The following is an 18,992-nucleotide window of genomic DNA, read 5'->3' as shown; positions in this document are numbered from 1 at the left end:
CGATGACCACCCTGCAGAGTGTCCCGGCTCTGGGGACTCACCCGGCCTACGGCTCCAACCCGAGCCGCGCCGAGACCAGGGAACAATTGTCCAGGGCGACATTCGACCTCCTGGTGATCGGCGGCGGAATCCTGGGCATCTCCACGGCCTGGCATGCCGCCCAGTCGGGCCTGCGGGTGGCGCTGGTGGACGCCGGCGACTTCGCCGGCGCCACCTCCTCCGCCTCCTCCAAGCTGCTCCACGGCGGACTGCGCTACCTGCAGACCGGCGCGGTGAAGCTGGTGGCGGAGAACCACTTCGAGCGCCGTGCGGTCTCCCGTCAGGTGGCCCCCCACCTGGCGAATCCGCTCACGTTCTACCTCCCCGTGTACAAGGGCGGGCCGCACGGCGCGGCGAAGCTCGGGGCGGGCGTCTTCGCCTACTCCGCACTGTCGGCGTTCGGTGACGGCGTCGGCCATCTGCTCTCGCCGGCCAAGGCACAGCAGGACGTGCCGGAGCTGCGCACCGAGAACCTCAAGGCCGTCGCCGTCTACGGCGACGACCAGATGAACGACGCCCGCATGGCCCTGATGACGGTCCGCGCGGCGGTCGAGGCGGGCGCCGTCGTCCTCAACCACACCGTGGTCACCGGACTGCGCTTCACCAAGGGCCGGGTCACCGGCGCCGAGCTGAGGGACGGCCTGTCCGGCGACGAGTTCGGCGTCGACGCGCGGCTGGTGCTCAACGCGACCGGCCCGTGGGTCGACCATGTGCGCAGGATGGAGGACCCGACGGCGGCACCCTCCATACGCCTGTCCAAGGGGGTGCACCTGGTGCTCAAGCGCACCTCCCCCTGGAGGGCGGCGCTGGCGACCCCGATCGACAAGTACCGCATCACCTTCGCCCTCCCCTGGGAGGACATGCTGCTGCTCGGCACCACCGACGAGCAGTACGAGGGCGATCCGGCCGAGGTCTCCGTGGGCGACAAGGACATCGCGCAGATCCTCGACGAGGCCGCCTTCTCGGTCCGCGACCAGCAGCTGCAGCGCGATCTCATCACCTACTCCTTCGCCGGTCTGCGGGTGCTGCCCGGCGGCCCCGGTGACACCGCCAAGGCCAAGCGCGAGACCGTCGTCACCGAGGGGCGGGGCGGCATGCTGTCCGTCGCGGGCGGCAAGTGGACCACGTTCCGGCACATCGGCCGCACGGTCATGCAGAAGCTGGAGTCGCTGCCGGGCCGTCCGCTCGGCGACGACTTCGAACCGATCTCCACGCTGCCCAAGCGGCTGCCGCTGCCGGGCATCGCCAACCCGCGCGCGGTCGCCCACCGGCTGGTCGTCGACGGTCCGGCGCCCGGTCCGCGCATGGCTCCCGACACCGCCAAGCACCTGGCGACCCACTACGGTTCGCTGGCCTTCGACATCGCTCGGCTGGCCAACGAGAACCCGGAGCTGGGCGAGCGCGTCCACCCGGACGCCCCGGAGATCTGGGCGCAGGTCGTCTACGCCCGGGACCACGAGTGGGCCGAGACGGCGGACGACGTGCTGCGCCGCCGTACCACCCTGACGATCCGCGGCCTGGCCACGGACGAGGTGCGCGGCAAGGTGCAGGACCTGCTCGACAAGCGGTAGGCATCCCGCGCCGAGGGGCGGCTCCCCCCCCAGGGGCCGCCCCTCGCCCATGTGCCGGCGTCCCGCCTGCGTACGGTGTCCGAAGACGCGATGCGCGCTCGCCGCGCGGCGCCCTCCGCACTCGCCGATCCGCTGGAGTCGCCTCATGACGCAGACCCTGTCGCCCGTCACCCGTATCCCCCGCACCGGGTTGCCGCCGTACGCCGTCCTCGTGGGCGACCCGGCGCGCGCGGCGAGGGTGGCCGCGCTGCTCGACAACGCCGCCGAGGTCTCGTACCACCGTGAGTACCGGGTGTTCGCGGGCAACTGGAAGGGACTGGGGGTCACGGTGGCCTCGCACGGGGTGGGCGCGCCGGGCGCCATCCTGCTCTTCCAGGAACTGGCGGACGCCGGGGTGCGCACCTTCGTGCGGTTCGGCACGGCGGGTGCGATGAAGGCCGGGATCGCCGACGGGGACCTGGTGATCGCGGAGGCGGCCGTGCGCGACGACGGCGTGACCGCCCAGTTGCTGCCCGCCGAGTACCCTGCGGTCTCCGCGCCCGAGGCGGTGCTCGCCCTGCAGCGCGCGGCCCGGGAGGCGGGCGTGCCGCACCACCGCGGGATCGTGTGGACACGGGCCGCCTTCCAGCCGGGGCTGATCCCCTTGAACGCCTACGAACGGGCGGGTCTCGCGGCGATCGAGATGGAGCTGTCCGCGCTGCTGGTGACCGCTTCTCTGCGCGGGCTGGTCGCGGGCGGTGTGCTGGTCGTGGACGGCGCCAACGCCGACGAACTGATCGGCGAGGAGGCGGCTTTCTCCACGGGCGGCTATGACCCGCACCGGGAGGTGGTCGCGCGAGGTGTGGAACGCGGCTCGGTCGTGGCACTGGAGGCGCTGCGGCTGCTCGGGGAGAAGAAGGCTGGATGAGTGAGCGCATCGATCTGCTCGTGCACGGCGGCGACGTCCTGCCCTTTCCCTTGATGACATCGGGATTCCCGGCCTGGTTCAACCCACTGAACCCCATAATGGGGGAGAGATCGGATGTCTCAGTGCACAGGGAGGCCCGCCATGGCAGTCACCGATGAGGCGATCGAGAAGATCAAGGGAATGATCGTCTCCGGCGCGCTGCGGCCGGGCGACCGTCTGCCCAAGGAGAGCGAGCTCGCCGCCGAGCTCGGTCTCTCCCGCAACTCCCTGCGCGAGGCCGTACGCGCCCTGTCGCTGATCCGGATCCTGGACGTGCGGCAGGGCGACGGCACCTATGTGACGAGTCTCGACCCCCAACTCCTGCTGGAGGCGCTGAGCTTCGTCGTGGACTTCCACCGCGACGACACCGTGCTGGAGTTCCTCGCGGTGCGCCGCATCCTGGAGCCGGCCGCGACGGCCATGGCGTCGGCCCGCATCAGTGAGCAGCAACTGGACGTGCTGACGGCCCAGTTGGACAAACTGGGCTCCGATCCGTCGGTGGAGGAGCTGGTGGCCTGCGACCTGGAGTTCCACCGGGGCATCGTGCAGTCCTCCGGCAACTCGGTGCTGTGTTCCCTGCTGGACGGCCTGTCCGGACCCACCACCCGGGCCCGGATCTGGCGCGGTCTGACCCAGGAGGACGCGGTGAGCCGCACCCTGCACGAGCACCGGGCGATCCTCGGCGCTCTCCGGGACCGGGACGCGGAGGCGGCCCGTTCGTGGGCGACCGTGCACATCGCGTCCGTCGAGCAGTGGCTGCGCTCGACACTGTGACCGACCGCGGCCCGGAGCACTGACCGGATGGTCGAACAGGGCCCGGGCCGACGATCATGGGTGTTCGACGACGCCGGACTGGGCAGTCATCCGTTCACTCCCCCGTGCAAGGGGGCTGCGGGCGCCCCCGCCGCACGCCGTAAGGTTGGGACGTACGTGAGGGCACGTCGGAAGGAGGCACTGGGTGATCGAGCTCGAGGGGGTTCCCGAGCTGATCGACCCGGTCATGGTGGCCGCGTTCGAGGGCTGGAACGATGCCGGCGACGCCGCCTCCACCGCGGTCGCGCATCTGGACAAGGAGTGGAAGGGCGAGGTGTTCGCGGCGCTGGACGCCGAGGACTACTACGACTTCCAGGTGAACCGCCCCACTGTGTTCATGGATGCCGGGGTGCGCAAGATCACCTGGCCCACCACCCGGCTCTCGGTGGTCCGCGTGGGCGGCGAGAAGCCCCGCGACCTGGTACTGGTCCGCGGCATAGAGCCGTCGATGCGGTGGCGCTCGTTCTGCAACGAGCTGCTGGGCTTCGCCCACGAGCTGGGCGTGGAGCTGGTGGTGATCCTGGGCGCCCTGCTCGGTGACACCCCGCACACACGTCCGGTCCCGATCAGCGGAACCACGTCCGACCCGGACCTGGCCCGCCGGATGGACCTGGAGGAGACCAAGTACGAGGGTCCCACGGGAATCGTGGGCGTGTTGCAGGAGGCGTGCACCCACGCGGGCGTCCCGGCCGTGTCGCTGTGGGCGGCGGTGCCGCACTATGTGTCGCAGCCACCGAACCCGAAGGCCACGCTGGCTCTGCTCAACCGCCTGGAGGACCTGCTGGACCTGCGCATCCCGCTCGGCGAACTGCCGGAGGACGCGCGTGCCTGGCAGCTGGGCGTGGACCAGCTCGCCGCCGAGGACAGCGAAGTCGCCGAGTACGTCCAGACGCTGGAGGAGGCCCGGGACACCGCCGAGCTCCCGGAGGCGTCGGGCGAGGCGATCGCCCGCGAGTTCGAGCGGTATCTGCGCCGACGGGACGGCAGCCCGCCCGGCGGGCACGCCACGGCGGACGGTGGCGACACCGGACCGTTCCGGCGGGACAACCCCGGCGGGCGCACGCGGCCGCCGAAGCCGCCGCGGCCCGGCGGCGAGGACGAGGAGTCCTCGGAGGACTAGACGGGGCGGTGCGCACTGGCGCACCGCCCCTGTTCGTCGGCCGTCACCCAGGCCTTGAAGCACATCGACGGAGACGGCGGCCGCGATGCCTGCGCGCCGACGGCGATCACGACGTGCGGACAGGCGCCGAGCGGCGCCGGGCAGGGGGACGACCCCGCCCGGCGCCGCTCGTGCGGATACGGAAGAAGGCTCAGAGCGCCACGCCGAGCAGCGCGTCCACGGCACGTGAGACGACACCGGGCGCGCCCGTGTCCGTGCCGCCGCTCTGCTGCTGGAGCGCCGCCCAGCGGTCGACCGCGGCGAGGGCGGCCGGTGCGTCCAGGTCGTTCGCGAGGGCTTCGCGGATCTCCTCGACGAGTGCCTCCGCCGGCGGTCCGTCGGGCCGGGAGACGGCGGAGCGCCATCGCGCGAGCCGCGCCTCGGCGTCCTGCAGGACCTGGTCGGTCCATTCCCAGTCGGAACGGTAGTGGTGGGCGAGCAGCGCGAGCCGAATCGCGGCCGGGTCGACGCCGTCGCGCCGCAGCCGGGACACGAAGACCAGGTTGCCCTTGGACTTCGACATCTTCTCGCCGTCCAGCGCGACCATGCCGGCGTGGACGTATGCCTTGGCCATCGGGTACTCGCCGGTCAGCACCTGCGCGTGCGAGGCACCCATCTCGTGGTGCGGGAAGGCGAGGTCGGAGCCGCCGCCCTGCACGTCGAAGCCCATGCCCAGATGGTCGAGGGCGATGGCGACGCACTCGATGTGCCAGCCGGGACGGCCGCTGCCCAGGGAGCCCCCGTCCCAGCTCGGCTCGCCGGGACGGGCTGCCATCCAGAGCATCGGGTCGAGCGGGTTCTTCTTGCCCGTGCGGTCCGGGTCGCCGCCGCGCTCGGCGGACAGCAGCCGCATGGCGGCGGCGTCCAGGTGGGACACCGAGCCGAAGTGCGGGTCGGACTCCACGGAGAAGTAGATGTCGCCTTCGAGTTCGTACGCGGCTCCGGCTTCCCGGAGACGTTCGACGAGCGGCACGATCCCGGGTATCGCCTCGACCGCGCCGATGTAGTGGCGGGGCGGCAGCATGCGCAGGGCGGTCATGTCCTCGCGGAAGAGCGCCGTCTCCTTCTCGGCGAGGCCGACCCAGTCGACGCCGTCGCGTTGCGCCCGCTCCAGCAGCGGATCATCGACGTCGGTCACGTTCTGTACGTAGTGAACCTGCCGCTTGGTGTCGAGCCACACGCGCTGAACGAGGTCGAACGCGTTGTAGGTTGCCGCATGACCCATATGGGTCGCGTCATAGGGGGTGATGCCGCAGACGTAGATGCGGGCGACGGGACCAGGGTCGAGGGTGACGGGGCCACCGGTCGCGGTGTCGTGGATCCTCAGGTCGCGGCCCTGACCTGGCAGGGCGGGGACCTCGGAAGCGGGCCAGGCATGCATGCCATGAGCCTAACCGGCCGGAACTTGCGTATACGAACCGGACCGGGCCGGACGGCCGGGAAGGCGTTCTTGCGCGCCACCGTCCGGTGTGCACGCCGGTGAACCACCCCGGCCGCGTCTCACACCGGCGGCCAGGGAATGGCCGGCCACTCCCCGGTGGGTTCCGGATGTCTTCCCGACTCCAGCAGCGCCTCCACCCGTGCACGTGTGGCCAGCACCTCAGCCGCGGTCAGCAGCCCGGCCAGTCGCAGGGCGAGTGCCGCGCCCTCCTCGAGGGCCTCCTTCAGGCCCTTGAGGACCTCGACCGCCTCCCCGGTCAGCGGCTCCCCTGCCCAGCCCCAGAGCAGCGTGCGCAGCTTGTTCTCGGTGTTGAAGGTGACCCCGTGGTCGATGCCATACAGGCGCCCCTCGCCGGCGGGCAGCAGATGCCCGCCCTTGCGGTCGGCGTTGTTGATGACCGCGTCGAGGACGGCGAGGCGCCGCAGCCGCTCGTCGTCGGCGTGCACGAGCAGGGCCGTCCTCCCCTCGCCGACGTCGGCGAGGCCGATGGCCTTCCAGCCCTCCTCCGCCTCCTCGCCGTCCACCAGGGCAAGCAGCTCGGGACCCGGCTGCCCGTCGATCCAGAGCTGGCACATGCCCTGACCGTAGGGCCCGTCGCGCAGCACGGTGGGTGGAACCAGCCCCCAGCCGGTCGCCTCGGACACCTCGTAGGCGGCGACCTCGCGCTGCGCCAGAGTGCCGTCCGGGAAGTCCCACAGGGGCCGCTCCCCGGCAATGGGCTTGTAGATGCAGGCGGCTTCCCGGCCGTCGTAGGAGACCGTGCAGTACAGCGCCGCGTTGGAGGCGTCACGGATGCGTCCGACCACGGCGAGCTCGCCGTCGGCGAGCAGTCCCGCCGTGGTCACGCTCCGCGGCGGTATCCGTTCTGGCGCGGACATACATGTCCTTCCGGGTCGAGCGGGAGACTGCACAGCGGGCAGGGCGGCCGGCCGGCGCTGACGACGTCGAGGGCGCGTTTGGCGAAGGCCCTGGCCTGGGCGCCGGTGAGCCGGACACGGAGCATCGGAGGCCCGTTCTCCTCGTCCTGGAGCAGCCGCTCCTCGGCCTCGGCCAGGTCCTCCTCGGAATCGGCGTCGAGTTCGACGAGGGCCTGGGCCTCGACGATCATGCGCTGTTCCTCACCGTCCCAGGCCAGGGCCATGGTGCCGACGCGGAACTCCTCCTCGATCGGAGTGTCGAGCGGAGCCGTGTCCGCGACCTCCGTGGGAGCCATGGCAGGTACGGACGCGCTGCCGCCGCTGCGGCGCACGACTTCGTCGAGAAGCTCGTCCATGCGCTCGGCGAGCGCCGCGACCTGGGTCTTCTCCAGGGCCACGCTGGTCACCCGGGGTCCGGCCGAAGCCTGCAGGAAGAAGGTACGGCGCCCGGGCAACCCGACCGTACCGGCCACGAAGCGGTCCGGGGGGTCGTAGAGGAACACCTGACGGGACACGTCCTGTCTCCATTGGATCGGGATCGGGACCGGCTGACCTCGCCGGTCCGCTTGGGTTGCTGACTACTGTTGCTGACAACTACTGCGCTGGTTCGACCGCTTCACCCTACTGCGGCCGACGATCACGGGGCGCCCGCGCCGCCTCCGACCGTGGCGTCCGGACCGGAGGGTTCCTCACGCGGCACGAGGGAGCTGAAGTCGCCGGTGTCCCCGAGGCGAACGAGAAATGGCCTCAGCCGGGTGTAGCGGATCACGGTGATGGAACATGGTTCGACGGAGATCCGCTGGAAGAGGTCGAGATGAAGGCCGAGTGCGTCCGCGACGAGCGACTTGATGATGTCCCCGTGCGAGCACATGAGATACACGGCGTCGGCGCCGTGGTCGCGCTCCACGCGCTCGTTCCACTCACGTACCGCCTCCGCGGCCCGGGTCTGCATGGCCCGCATCGACTCACCGCCCGGGAACGCGGCCGCCGACGGATACGTCTGGACGACCTCCATCAGCGGCTCGTCCTTCAGCTCGGCGAGCTTGCGGCCGGACCAGTCGCCGTAGTGGCACTCGCCGATCCGGTCGTCGGTGCGTACGGGCAGTCCGGGACGGGCGTCGAGCAGCGGCTGGAGGGTCTCCCGGCAGCGTTGCAGGGGGCTGGTGACGACCTCTGTGATCGGCAGTTCGGCGAGTCGCCCGGGCAGGTCCGCGGCCTGTTCGGTGCCGCGCTCGTCGAGAGCGACGCCGGGCGTCCAGCCGGCGAGGAGTCCCGCGGTGTTGGCGGTGGAGCGTCCGTGCCGGACGAGGATCAACGTGGGCATGACGTCCAGCCTAAAGGGACGCCTCGGCATGCCGGGCCGGAGGTGGAAGCGGCGGCGGTCGACGGGGGTGCGGGCCCGCTGGGGACCACCGCACCGGCGGCGCGCGGCGGTCGAGCCCTCGATGAGTCCCCGGTATGCGCCGGTATCCGACGGACGGGAGAATACGCTCCGTGATCGTCGACTGCGCCATCTACCGCGACGGGCGCCGCACCGAGAGCCCGGAGGACCTCTCCGACGCCCTGAACGAGGCGCGTGCCGCTTCGGACACCTTCTTGTGGATCGGTCTGCACGAGCCGACGGAGAACGAGTTCGACCTCGTCACTCAGGAGTTCGGGCTGCATCCGCTGGCGGTCGAGGACGCGCTGAAGGCTCACCAGCGCCCCAAGCTGGAGGTGTACGACGACTCGCTGTTCCTGGTGCTGAAGCCGGTGTCCTACGAGCCCCGCAGCGACACCGTCTCCACCGGCGAGCTGATGCTCTTCCTCGGCGACTCCTTCGTGGTGACGGTGCGCCACGGCGAACACATGCCGCTCGGGGGCATCCGGCGCCGACTCGAGGAACAGCCGGAGATGCTGCGGCACGGCCCGACGGGGGTGATGTACTCGATCGCGGACTCGATCGTCGACCACTACCTCGACGTGGCGACCGAACTGCAGACCGACCTGGAGGAGCTGGAGGCCGAGGTCTTCTCGCCCTCCGGCGGCGGCTCCCAGCACACGGCCTCGGGAATCTACACGTTCAAGCGGCAGATCCTCGAGTTCCGCCGGGCGACGGTCCCGCTGGCCCCGCCCCTGGCCCGGCTGGCGGGCCAGGGCACGTACGGGACGACGGTGCCTTTCGTCCAGGAGAAGTCACGGCCCTTCTTCCGTGACGTCTCCGACCATCTGGCCCGGGTGAACGAGTCCGTGGAGGGCCTGGACCGGCTGGTGTCCGACATCCTCTCCGCGCATCTGGCGCAGGCGAGCGTGCGGCAGAACGACGACGTGCGCAAGATCTCGGCGTGGGCGGCGATGGCCGCGGTCCCCACGATGATCGCGGGCGTCTACGGGATGAACTTCGACCACATGCCGGAGCTGCACTGGATCTGGTCGTACCCGGCGCTGATCCTGGCGATGGCGGCCCTCGAGGTGGCTCTCTACCGGACGTTCAAGCGACGCGGCTGGCTGTGAGGCGAGTCCCGGCCCGTGCCGCACGCGTGGCGCGGCGGGCGGCTCAGGCGAACTCCCGTGCCTGTGCGGTGGGACCGCCGAGCGCGTCGCGCCGCGCCGGCATCCTCAGGGTCACCATCCGCCGCCAGCCGGCGAGGCGCTCGTAGAGGTACATGACGCGGATACCGACCGCGAGCATCGCCGACCTGGCCGCAGGCCAGCCGAGGATGCGTCCCATGTGGCCCATGACGGCGAGACTGACGTCCCGGTGGACGCGGATCTCGGCGAGCGCGCACTCGCGCAGCGTCCGCTGGATCAATGGCCTGTGCCCGGCATCCGCGAAGCGCAGCAGCTCCTCGTTGGAGTACGCGAGGTGGTTGTCCTCGTCCTGGGAGATCATGCGCACGGCCCTGCCGACCTCGGGGTGGTCCGCGAAGTACGTACACAGCATCGCCATCTGTTCCGCGGCGCGCTGTTCGGTGACCCTGCTGTGCACCAGATAGGTGATGACGTCCTGTACCGACAGAGGACGGTCGGCCTTGAGCTTCTCGTGTGCAAGACCGATGCCTTGCTTCTCGAGAAGCATCGTGTAGTCGGTCTCGGGCGGTACGGGAACGGGGTCCAGGCCACGTTTCCGCATCAGCGCGTTGAAGATGCGCCCGTGCTTGTCCTCGTCCGCGCCGTGACGCGCGATCTTGGGTGCGAGCGCTCGCTCGCTCTCCGGCACGAGCGCGGCGATCCGCCCGTTCTCCCAACCGCCCTGCGACTCCCCGCTGGCCGCGATCGAGCAGAACAGGCGGAAGGACTCGTCGTTGTCGAGGATCTCCTCGAACAGACTCTTGACCGAAAGCATCGTGGGCACCTCTCTGCAGGACTCCGCAAAGAGAGAGTCAAATGCCGTCGTGAAGGAGGTGCAACAGCTGTACGGGGCGGCTGCTCCGAACGGAGGAGCACCTTGGTCCTGACGATGCCGTAACCGCTCGGGGCCCGGCGCGTTGTTCCCCGTGACGGCCGTGGCGGGGTAGACCCCCGAGCCCCCACCACGGCCGCGGAGACCATCCGCTTCCGCTAGTGCTGTGGCGGGAAAGGTTTGCCGGTGAACCTTTCCGGTCGCAGCACTGGCTAGGCCAGTCCGGCCCGCTCCAGGGCCTCGGACCCGGCTCGGAGCGAGACGAGCCGCTCGTCGAGGGTGAAGCCGGCGGGCGCCAGTGTGAGGGTGGTGACGCCCGCTTCGGCGTAGGCCTTCATCCGGTCCGCGATGCGGTCCACGGAGCCCAGCAGGGTGGTCCGGTCGATCAGCTCGTGCGGTACCGCGGCCGCGGCGCCCTGTTTGTCGCCGGACAGGTACTTGTCCTGGATCTCCGCGGCCGCCTTCTCGTACCCCATGCGCTGTGCGAGCTGGTTGTAGAAGTTCTGCTTGCGGCTGCCCATGCCGCCGACGTACAGGGCGGTATAGGGGCGGAAGGTGTCGGCGAGGGCCGTCACGTCCTTGTCTTCACCGACGGCGAGGGGAAGCGTGGGGCACACGTCGAAGCCGTCCAGGGTCTTGCCCACCTTCGCGCGCCCGGCGCGCAGGTGCGTGATCGCTGTCTCCTCGAGGTGCTCCGCCGAGGGGAAGATGAGCAGTGCCCCGTCGGCGATCTCGCCGGTCTGCTCCAGATTCTTGGGCCCGATCGCCGCGATGTAGAGGGGGATGTGCTCGCGCTGGGGGTGCACGGTCAGCTTGATCGGCTTGCCGGGGCCGCCGGGCAGCGGGAGGGTCCAGTGCTCGCCCTCGTACGACAGCCGCTCGCGGGTCATCGCCCTGCGCACGATCTCCACGTACTCGCGGGTGCGGGACAGCGGCTTGTCGAACTTGACGCCGTACCAGCCCTCGGAGACCTGCGGCCCCGAGACGCCGAGGCCGAGGCGGAAGCGCCCGCCCGAGAGCGAGTCGAGGGTGGCGGCGGTCATCGCGGTCATCGCCGGCTGGCGGGCCGGGATCTGGAAGATGGCCGAGCCGACGTCGATCCGCTCGGTCTGGGCGGCGACCCAGGTGAGCACAGTGACCGCGTCGGAGCCGTACGCCTCGGCAGCCCAGCACACCGCGTAGCCGAGCCGGTCGGCCTCCTGAGCCACGGCGAGGTTGTCCGCGTCCATTCCGGCGCCCCAATAGCCGAGGTTGATCCCGAGCTGCATGGCCGATTCCCCTTACCCGTCAGTAACGTCCCTTGTGGGCAGACCTTAGCGCGACGTCCGGTCGGGAAGGGGGAGCGACGCCTCGCTCCTTGCGGGGCACGGGAATTCGGTTGTCCACAGGCCACCCACGCGCCGAGTTCAGGCCGTAATCTCGGCGTTCATGGAGCAGAGGCATCTCGGCCGAACCGGCCTTCGCGTGTCCCGGATCGGTCTCGGCACCCTGACGTGGGGGCGTGACACGGACGAGCACGACGCCGCGGAGCAGTTGAAGGCGTTCTGGGAGGCGGGCGGGACCCTCGTCGACACGGCGGACGTGTACGGGGACGGGGAGGCCGAGTATCTGCTCGGGCAGCTCATGGACGGGCTCGTGCCGCGCCGTGATCTGGTCATCTCGACGAAGGCGGGGAGCGTGCCCGACCCCGACCGCCGGTTCGACGGCTCGCGCGGCCATCTGCTCGCGGCGCTGGACGCCTCGCTCGCCCGCCTCGGCACCGACTACGTCGACGTGTGGCACATCCACGCCTTCGACCCCTGCACCCCGCTGGAGGAGACCCTGCAGGCGCTCGACCTGGCGGTCACAAGCGGCCGGGCACGGTATGCGGGTGTGTCCAACTTCTGCGGCTGGCAACTCGCGAAGGCGGCGACGTGGCAGCTCGCGACCCCGGGTATACGCAGCCGCATCGCCAGTACGCAGATGGAGTACTCGCTGCTGCAGCGCGGTGTGGAGCGCGAGGTGCTGCCCGCCGCACTGGACCTGGGGGTCGGACTGCTGCCGTCCTCTCCCCTGGGCCGAGGCGTGCTGACCGGCAAGTACCGGCAGTCGACCCCGGCCGACTCGCGCGGGGCCTCGGAGCACATGGCCCCCTTCGTCCAGCCCTATCTCGACGACACGGCGAGCAGCATCGTGGACGCGGTGCAGACAGCCGCCGACGGGCTGTCCGCCACGCCGCTCCAGGTGGCGCTGACATGGGTCCGCGACCGGCCGGGCGTGGTCGCGCCGATCGTCGGTGCGCGCAACGCACAGCAGCTCACGGCGGCGCTGTCAGTGGAGGCCCTTACTCTTCCTGACGAGATCTGCCGGGCGCTGGACGACGTGTCGGCACCGGTGCACCGCTATCCCGATCACGACTGGAGCACGCTGTGAGCACGGACCCGGAGACCACGGAGACGGACCCCCCGCCGCGGAAGCCGGAGGACCGAACCGAGGCGGGCACGGGCCGGACCGAAGGAGAGTCGGCACCCGGCGGCGAAGACCGGGACGCCGGACCGGCGACGCCCTCCGGCGGTGACGCCGCCGCGCCCGAGCTGTCCGAGGCGGAGGCGGAGCTGGCGGCCCAGCGCGTCGAGCGGGAACGGATCGAGCGGCGGAAGGCCCAGAAGACAGGTCCCATCGAGGCCGGCGCGAAGCTCGGCGGGAAGGCCGCCGACCTGCTGGCGGCAGTGCGGGCCGTGGAAAGCGGTGAGAAGCCGGTCTCGAGCGCATTCCGGGAGCCGGCCCCCGCTCCACGTCGGCCCGCCCCCGAGCCCGAGCGGCGCACACGACCCCTCGCGCCGCAGGAGGCGGCCGCGGTTCCCGGCACGGAACTCGTCGCGACCGTGCGTGCCCTCCTGGCCGAGGCAGGAGCCCCCGACACGCTCGCGCCCCAGGTCGCCGCGGTCCTCGGCGAGGGGGCCGACACACACCTGCGGGCGGATCCCTGGCAGTTGCTGCGGATCACCGGGGTGCGGCCGGAGCAGGCCGACGGCTTCGCCCGGGCCCTGCTCGGCCCCGAGTGCCGTCCGGACGACGAACGACGGGCCCGAGCGGTGACGGTCTGGCTGCTGGAACAGGCGGCCCTGGCCGGGCACACCGCGCTGGAGGTCCCGGTCCTCGAGGCGGCACTCGCCCAGCGCTCGGTGCCGGACCCCGACGCGGCCGTGCAGAGCAGCATCGCGGAGGGCGAAGTTCTGGTCTTCCAGGACGCCCTGGAGACGTCCGGGCCGGGTAGCGCGCCGGTCGAGGGTGCTGCCGGCGCGAGCGAGGACGAGAACCGCCCGGTCCGTGTCCTGATCGGCCTGGAGCGGTACGCGCTCGCGGAGGAGAGCCTCGCCGACGGACTGGCCCGGCTGATCAACTCCGTGCCGAAGGAGAACGGTGCGGCCGACGACTGGGCACAGGCGGCCCGCTCGGCAGCCGGTGCCGCCGGTGAGCTGATCCGCGCGGTCGCGGACCATGGCCTGGTGCTCCACACCGGCGGGGAGGCCTCGCGCATCGAGCCGGCGACGCTGCTGCAAGCGGCACGCGGTCTCGGGGTGCGCGCCTGGGCCGCCACCCACAGCCCGGCGGGCCGCGACATGTTCGCCGCGCTGCCGGCCCGGCCCGACCTGCCGGACGCCGCCGCCACGACGCACCCGCCCCTCGCCACGGTGGCGGGCCTGCTGTCCGGCACCGAGGGCCCGGGCCGGGACGCGGACGGTGCGCTGGACCTCGACCTGCTCATCGTGCTGGACGCCCCCCAGCTGGACGTCGAAACGGCGGCCCTGCTCACCGAGTCGCTGCCGGACGGCGCCCGCCTGGTGCTGAGCGGCGACCCGGGAGTGCTGTGGTCGGCCGGCCCCGGGCGGGTGTTCGCCGATCTGCTCGCCGCCCGCGTGTGCCCGCAGATCGTTTCGCGGACTCCCGACCCCGGCCCCATCGGGGAGCTGGTCTCCTCGATCGGCATCGGCGAGCTCCCCCAGGTCGACGCGCCCGGCAAGGAGGTCGTGATCGTGCCGGTGCGGGACGCCCCGGAGGCGGTGCACCGGACCGTGCAGCTGGTCGTGGACTCCGTGCCACGGGCTATCGGGGTTCCCTCGCAGGAGACACAGGTGATCACGCCTGGCCATGGCGGAGCGGCGGGAACCCGTGCCCTCAACGCGGCGCTCAAGGAGCGGCTCAACCCGGGCCCGGGCCGCTTCGGGGGCTTCGACACCGGCGACCGGATCGCCTACTCCCCCGCCCCGGGCCGTACGCTGCCGGGCCATGTCGTGAAGGCGGACGCGGAGGGACTGCACCTGGAGTGCTCGGGCGCCTCCGTCGTCGTACCGAAGGAGCGGGTGGAGCAGTCCGTGCGGCACGGCTGGGCGCTCACCGCGCATCAGGCGGTCGGTCAGCGCTGGCCCGCGGTGGTCGTGGTGCTGCCCGGTGACGCAGCCCAGGCGCTGAGCAGGCCCTGGGTGTACACCGCCTTCGGCAGGGCAGGCCGCCATCTGTCGGTGGTCCACGGAGTGGAGCAGGCGCTGCCACGAGCCGTGGCAGAGATCCCGGCCAAGCCGCGGACCACCCGCCTGCCCCTGCTGCTGCGGGGCCAGCTCCCGGCGACGGGCTGAACCGACTCCCACCCCCTGCCTTCGACGCGGTGAGGGGAGGCGCCGCAGGGCACCTCCCCTCACCAGACGCTGGGAGCGGGCTGCACGGCCAGGAATCTCCCGGCCGAGCCCGCGCGGTCTAGCGGTCGACCTCCAGCGGCTCCAGGTCCTCGTCGTCCTCCAGCTCCGATTCGGACCCGAAGTCCTCCTCGAGATCGTCGTCGGACTCGTCGTCGAAGACCGTGCTGATGTCGAAACGGCAGACGACCCGCTGCGGATCGATCTGTTCGAAGGGAGCCTCCAGCCATTCACCCGGTTCCGCGGGTTCGTCCGCGGCCGTCACCCACAATGTGGAGTCACCCTCCTCCAGGCCGAACTCCTTGTGCCGGGAAGCGATCTCGTCCGGTTCGAACTCGCCGAAGAGAACGCCGACCGCGCCGTGGACGGTGCCGGCCGATGATCCCCGCACGCCCTCCTCGTCCGCGTCCTCCACGCGCCGTGCCTGCGCCAGCAGTCGCTGCGGCTCCGCCACCGCGTAGTCGCGGCGGATCAGCACGCTGAGCGCGTTCGGTTCCTCGGGGCCCGTGTACGGCGGCAGCGCGTCCTCCACACCGGGGATCTCGAAGGGCGTGACCTCGTCATAGCGGTCATACAACAGTTCGTCGTACTCCTCGGCCGCCGCGGCCAGCTCGTTGAACGCCTCGTAGACGGCCGGGTCGTCGTCACCCGTCCTGCCCTCGATCGCCGCCAGGTGGCGGTCGAGCGCGGTCTTGACCGCCTCGACGGCGGCGCGTACCTCGGCAGCTGTGGGCTGCGCAGCATCAGACATAGAGCAGACGCTATCCGTACCGGGCCCCAGCCCGCACAATAGATGCGATGCCGGAATACGAATTTGTCGACGTGTACGTACCGCGCGGGGTCTCCCGTAAGGACGCCACACGCCTTCTCACAGATCATGCCGAGTACGGACACTGGGAGTTGGACCGCCTGAGCCTGCTGCGTGACGGCAGCCGCAGGGTGCGGCTGCGCCGGCGGATCATCCGCCAGGTGCGCGCCACGTGGTGAGCGAGGAAGCTGAATCGGATCGGGCCCCGCTTTGGCGGGGCACGATCCGTTTTCGCAGTCCACCGGGGAAGAATGTGGCACTGCGGTTATTTATGTTCGGTTTTGGTGGAGCGTGAACACGGCTGTGCTCACACATGGCGCCGATCATGCACCATGGACGCCGATCGCACGGAGGCGAGCCGGGCGGGCCGACGCGATCACGCGATGGACGCGACCGCGGGCCCACGGCTCACATGCTCGCGCGCGCTCGGCGGTAGAGCAGCACGCCCCCGAGCAGCGCACCCGCACTCGCCGGCACCAGCAGGCCGACCGGGAGATCGCCACCGGTCTGGGCCAGCTGTGCGGAGCCCGTGGTGGGGGTGAGGGACTGCGGACCGGGGTGGTTGATCGGGCGAGAGCCACCGCCCGGTTGTGTGGGCGTGACGGGCGGAGTGCTTCCGCCACCGCCGCCCGGAGGCGTCGTCCCGCCACCACCTCCAGGAGGAGGCGTGCCGTGCCCGCCGCCGGGCGGGGTGGTGGAGTGCCCGCCGCCCGGAGTGTTGCCGCAGTGGTTGCCGGTTGCCGGGTTGCCGAGCCCGCCCACGTCCACGCTGTTCCCACAGACGTTCACGGGGACGTCCACCGGGACCTGCACATGGTTGCCGGAGCCGACGCCGGGCGAGCCGCTCGTGTGCCCGCCCGCGTGGGAGCCGCCGCTGTGGCCGCCCCCGCTGTGGCTGCCGCCCGTGTTGGCGCACATGTTGCCCGCCGCCGGGTTGAGCAGCCCGATCACGTTCACGGTGTTGCCGCAGAGGTTCACCGGGACGTGCACGGGCACCTGCACCGAGTTGCCCGACAGCACGCCGGGCGAGTTGCCGGCCGATCCGTGCGCACCCGAGTCGGCGTGCGCGTAGCCGCCGGTGACGGCGAGGACGCCGGTCGCCGCTGCCACCGTCATCAGGCCCTTGCGGGTGACCTGTCGCATTGCTGATTCCTGTCTTCGACCTTGTGTGGACCTTCTGGAACGCGGCCGCGCGCTGAGTGCACGGACGCAAGGGCAACCGGTCGGCCCCGGAGCGCATGGCACGCGCTCCGGGGCCGCCGGGCTCAGCCCCTCACGGGGTGAGGCCCCTCATGAGACGGGGCACAACGTCACTTGTTGATGCAGGTGTTGCCGAAGGCGGGGTTCAGCAGCCCGATCACCGAGATCGTGTTGCCGCAGACGTTCACCGGGACGTGCACCGGCACCTGGACGACATTGCCGGACACGACACCCGGGGAGTGCACAGCGGCACCCTGGGCGCCCGAGTCGGCGACGGCCAGACCCGCACCCGCGAGAACCAGACCACCGGTGGCAGCCGCAGCAGCGACGACCTTCTTGATCATTCTTCCTCCTTGTTGGCAAAAGCGATCCAAGCCTCGGACCACATCACCTGTAACGAGGAGGGAGTAATGGAGCTACGAGCTTATGGTCGCATTCACTCGTCCCGGTCGACCTCCGTACGTGCTGGCGAATAGTGCAGTCTCGTTTCAGCGTGCAAACCGGGACGGAAACAAGGGAGTTGGGCGGGTATCAGGCGGCGTCGAGGAAACGGTCGAGGACCCGCACACCGAACTTGAGCGCGTCCACCGGAACCCGCTCGTCGACGCCGTGGAACATACCCGCGAAGTCCAGCTCCGGCGGCAGCTTCAGCGGCGCGAATCCGAAGCCGCGGATGCCGAGGTCGTCGAAGGACTTGGCGTCCGTTCCGCCCGACAGCATGTACGGGATGGCCTTCGCGGCAGGGTCCTCGGCCACCAGAGCGGACTGCATCGCCTCCACGAGCGCCCCGTCGAAGGTCGTCTCGACGGCCTTGTCGGAGTGCACGTCCTCGCGCCTGACCGTGGGCCCGAGGAGGGTGTCGAGATCCGCGAGGAACTCCTGCTCGAACCCCGGCAGAAAGCGGCCGTCGACGTGCGCGGTGGCCTCGCCCGGGATGACGTTGACCTTGTAACCGGCGCCGAGCTGTGTGGGGTTGGCCGTATTGCGCAGGGTCGCGCCGATGAACTTGGCGATGCCTCCGAGCCTTGCGAGGGTGGTCTCCATGTCCTCCGGGTCGAGCTCGATGCCGAGCGCGTCGCCGAGTTCGTCGAGAAAGGCCCGGGTGGTCTTGGTGACCCGCACCGGGAACTCGTGCCGTCCGAGCCGCGTGACGGCCTCGGACAGCTCGGTGATCGCGTTGTCCCGGTGGATCATGGATCCGTGCCCCGCCGTGCCGGCCACGGTCAGCTTCATCCAGTGCATGCCCTTCTCGGCCGTCTGGATCAGATAGAGCCGCCGCTGCTCGTTCACGGTGAACGAGAACCCGCCCACCTCGCTGATCGCCTCGGTCACGCCCTCGAAGAGATGGGGGTGCTTGTCGACGAGGTACCGGGCGCCGTAGGTGCCGCCGGCCTCCTCGTCCGCGAGGAAGGCCAGGACGATGTCGCGCGGGGGCCTGCGCCCGCCGCGCAGCCGGTCGCGGACGACCGCCAGCGTCATGGCGTCCATGTCCTTCATGTCGACCGCGCCGCGGCCCCACAGGCACCCGTCGGCGATCTCGCCGGAGAACGGGTGGTGCGTCCAGTCGTCCGCGTTGGCCGGTACGACGTCGGTGTGGCCGTGGATCAGCAGGGCGGGGCGCGAGGGATCCTCGCCTTCGATGCGGGCGACCGTGGAGGCACGGCCCTGGTGCGACTCGAAGATCTGCGGTTCGAGCCCCACCTCCGCAAGCTTCGCGGCGACGTACTCGGCGGCCCTGCGCTCGCCGGGTCCCGAGTGGTCGCCGTAGTTGCTGGTGTCGATCTGGATCAGCTCGCGGCAGAGGTCCACGACCTCGTCCTCGCCGGTGACGCTCCTGGCCGTGTCCGTGTCGGTCACGCTGCTTCCTCCCGGTGTCACTGCTGGTGGTACCCCTCATCCTCTCTCCGACCCCCGCCGCGCCCCAAGACGGTGCCCGGTCCGTCACCTGCCGTTCACGCCGGAACAGGATGTGATCGAACGCTCCCGAAAGCCTGGTAATGTTTCCTTCGTCGCCGCGGGGGAAGCCCGCACGACAGACACCTG

At 71.0% G+C, this 18,992-nt stretch carries 18 protein-coding genes; 8 read left to right on the top strand and 10 right to left on the bottom strand.

What is annotated here, in order from left to right:
* Window positions 1-2 precede the first annotated feature (2 nt).
* The 4 genes from VXC91_RS21235 (at window position 3) to VXC91_RS21220 (ending at window position 4,489) form a co-directional block, all read left to right on the top strand.
* Window positions 3-1,610: a glycerol-3-phosphate dehydrogenase/oxidase gene (locus VXC91_RS21235; protein ID WP_329508880.1), complete on the top strand. Its 1,608-nt coding sequence runs from the start codon at window positions 3-5 to the stop codon at window positions 1,608-1,610.
* A 145-nt stretch (window positions 1,611-1,755) separates the two neighbouring features.
* Window positions 1,756-2,517 carry a nucleoside phosphorylase gene (locus VXC91_RS21230; protein WP_329508879.1) on the top strand — a complete coding sequence of 254 codons (762 nt, stop codon included), beginning with the start codon at window positions 1,756-1,758 and terminating at the stop codon, window positions 2,515-2,517.
* 141 nt (window positions 2,518-2,658) lie between these two features.
* Complete coding sequence (locus tag VXC91_RS21225) at window positions 2,659-3,330, top strand: FadR/GntR family transcriptional regulator (protein WP_329508878.1); 672 nt, start codon at window positions 2,659-2,661, stop codon at window positions 3,328-3,330.
* A 184-nt stretch (window positions 3,331-3,514) separates the two neighbouring features.
* Complete coding sequence (locus tag VXC91_RS21220) at window positions 3,515-4,489, top strand: PAC2 family protein (protein WP_329508877.1); 975 nt, start codon at window positions 3,515-3,517, stop codon at window positions 4,487-4,489.
* A 190-nt stretch (window positions 4,490-4,679) separates the two neighbouring features.
* On the opposite strand, the gene mshC is transcribed toward VXC91_RS21220, so the two are convergent.
* The 4 genes from mshC to VXC91_RS21200 all read right to left on the bottom strand — a co-directional run bounded on the left by mshC (window position 4,680) and on the right by VXC91_RS21200 (window position 8,210).
* Window positions 4,680-5,909, bottom strand: coding sequence for a cysteine--1-D-myo-inosityl 2-amino-2-deoxy-alpha-D-glucopyranoside ligase (gene mshC, locus VXC91_RS21215; RefSeq protein ID WP_329508876.1), 1,230 nt, complete (start codon window positions 5,907-5,909; stop codon window positions 4,680-4,682).
* A 119-nt stretch (window positions 5,910-6,028) separates the two neighbouring features.
* Complete coding sequence (locus tag VXC91_RS21210) at window positions 6,029-6,847, bottom strand: SCO1664 family protein (protein WP_329508875.1); 819 nt, start codon at window positions 6,845-6,847, stop codon at window positions 6,029-6,031.
* Window positions 6,811-7,401: a DUF3090 domain-containing protein gene (locus tag VXC91_RS21205; RefSeq protein WP_329508874.1), complete on the bottom strand. Its 591-nt coding sequence runs from the start codon at window positions 7,399-7,401 to the stop codon at window positions 6,811-6,813. Before VXC91_RS21205 ends, VXC91_RS21210 begins: the two co-directional genes overlap by 37 nt.
* Before the next feature lie 122 nt (window positions 7,402-7,523).
* Window positions 7,524-8,210, bottom strand: a complete 687-nt coding sequence (locus VXC91_RS21200; protein ID WP_329508873.1) for a histidine phosphatase family protein — start codon at window positions 8,208-8,210, stop codon at window positions 7,524-7,526.
* A gap of 170 nt (window positions 8,211-8,380) precedes the next feature.
* Here VXC91_RS21200 and corA point away from each other — a divergent pair, with 170 nt between their 5' ends.
* On the top strand, window positions 8,381-9,379 hold the full coding sequence (gene corA, locus VXC91_RS21195) for a magnesium/cobalt transporter CorA (protein WP_329508872.1): 999 nt from the start codon (window positions 8,381-8,383) through the stop codon (window positions 9,377-9,379).
* A gap of 43 nt (window positions 9,380-9,422) precedes the next feature.
* On the opposite strand, the gene VXC91_RS21190 is transcribed toward corA, so the two are convergent.
* Both VXC91_RS21190 and VXC91_RS21185 read right to left on the bottom strand, forming a co-directional pair.
* Window positions 9,423-10,211 (bottom strand): ferritin-like domain-containing protein, encoded by a 789-nt coding sequence (locus tag VXC91_RS21190; protein ID WP_329508871.1) that lies wholly within the window; start codon window positions 10,209-10,211, stop codon window positions 9,423-9,425.
* 269 nt (window positions 10,212-10,480) lie between these two features.
* Window positions 10,481-11,536: an LLM class F420-dependent oxidoreductase gene (locus tag VXC91_RS21185; RefSeq protein WP_329508870.1), complete on the bottom strand. Its 1,056-nt coding sequence runs from the start codon at window positions 11,534-11,536 to the stop codon at window positions 10,481-10,483.
* A gap of 160 nt (window positions 11,537-11,696) precedes the next feature.
* Between VXC91_RS21185 and VXC91_RS21180 the strand changes: the two genes are divergently transcribed.
* Together VXC91_RS21180 and VXC91_RS21175 are read left to right on the top strand one after the other, a co-directional pair.
* Window positions 11,697-12,680 carry an aldo/keto reductase gene (locus VXC91_RS21180; protein ID WP_329508869.1) on the top strand — a complete coding sequence of 328 codons (984 nt, stop codon included), beginning with the start codon at window positions 11,697-11,699 and terminating at the stop codon, window positions 12,678-12,680.
* Window positions 12,677-14,884, top strand: coding sequence for an ATP-dependent RecD-like DNA helicase (locus VXC91_RS21175; protein WP_329508868.1), 2,208 nt, complete (start codon window positions 12,677-12,679; stop codon window positions 14,882-14,884). Before VXC91_RS21180 ends, VXC91_RS21175 begins: the two co-directional genes overlap by 4 nt.
* Before the next feature lie 118 nt (window positions 14,885-15,002).
* Here VXC91_RS21175 and VXC91_RS21170 read toward each other — a convergent pair whose 3' ends face one another.
* Window positions 15,003-15,692, bottom strand: a complete 690-nt coding sequence (locus VXC91_RS21170) for a hypothetical protein (protein ID WP_329508867.1) — start codon at window positions 15,690-15,692, stop codon at window positions 15,003-15,005.
* Window positions 15,693-15,739: 47 nt separating this feature from the next.
* On the opposite strand from VXC91_RS21170, the gene VXC91_RS21165 reads away from it, so the two are divergent.
* Complete coding sequence (locus tag VXC91_RS21165; RefSeq protein ID WP_005485166.1) at window positions 15,740-15,928, top strand: DUF5703 family protein; 189 nt, start codon at window positions 15,740-15,742, stop codon at window positions 15,926-15,928.
* Window positions 15,929-16,157: 229 nt separating this feature from the next.
* Here the strand turns inward: VXC91_RS21165 and VXC91_RS21160 are convergent, their stop codons facing one another.
* The 3 genes from VXC91_RS21160 to VXC91_RS21150 all read right to left on the bottom strand — a co-directional run bounded on the left by VXC91_RS21160 (window position 16,158) and on the right by VXC91_RS21150 (window position 18,806).
* On the bottom strand, window positions 16,158-16,892 hold the full coding sequence (locus VXC91_RS21160) for a chaplin (protein WP_329508866.1): 735 nt from the start codon (window positions 16,890-16,892) through the stop codon (window positions 16,158-16,160).
* A 167-nt stretch (window positions 16,893-17,059) separates the two neighbouring features.
* On the bottom strand, window positions 17,060-17,293 hold the full coding sequence (chpH, locus tag VXC91_RS21155) for a chaplin ChpH (RefSeq protein ID WP_329508865.1): 234 nt from the start codon (window positions 17,291-17,293) through the stop codon (window positions 17,060-17,062).
* Between the two features lie 187 nt (window positions 17,294-17,480).
* Complete coding sequence (locus VXC91_RS21150; protein WP_329508864.1) at window positions 17,481-18,806, bottom strand: M20/M25/M40 family metallo-hydrolase; 1,326 nt, start codon at window positions 18,804-18,806, stop codon at window positions 17,481-17,483.
* Window positions 18,807-18,992: the final 186 nt, after the last annotated feature.

It is taken from the genome of Streptomyces chiangmaiensis (assembly GCF_036281785.1).
Taxonomy (GTDB): Bacteria; Actinomycetota; Actinomycetes; order Streptomycetales; family Streptomycetaceae; genus Streptomyces; species Streptomyces chiangmaiensis.
The sequence above is the reverse complement of the archived record's forward strand: the minus strand, read 5'-3'. Positions and strand labels throughout refer to the sequence as shown.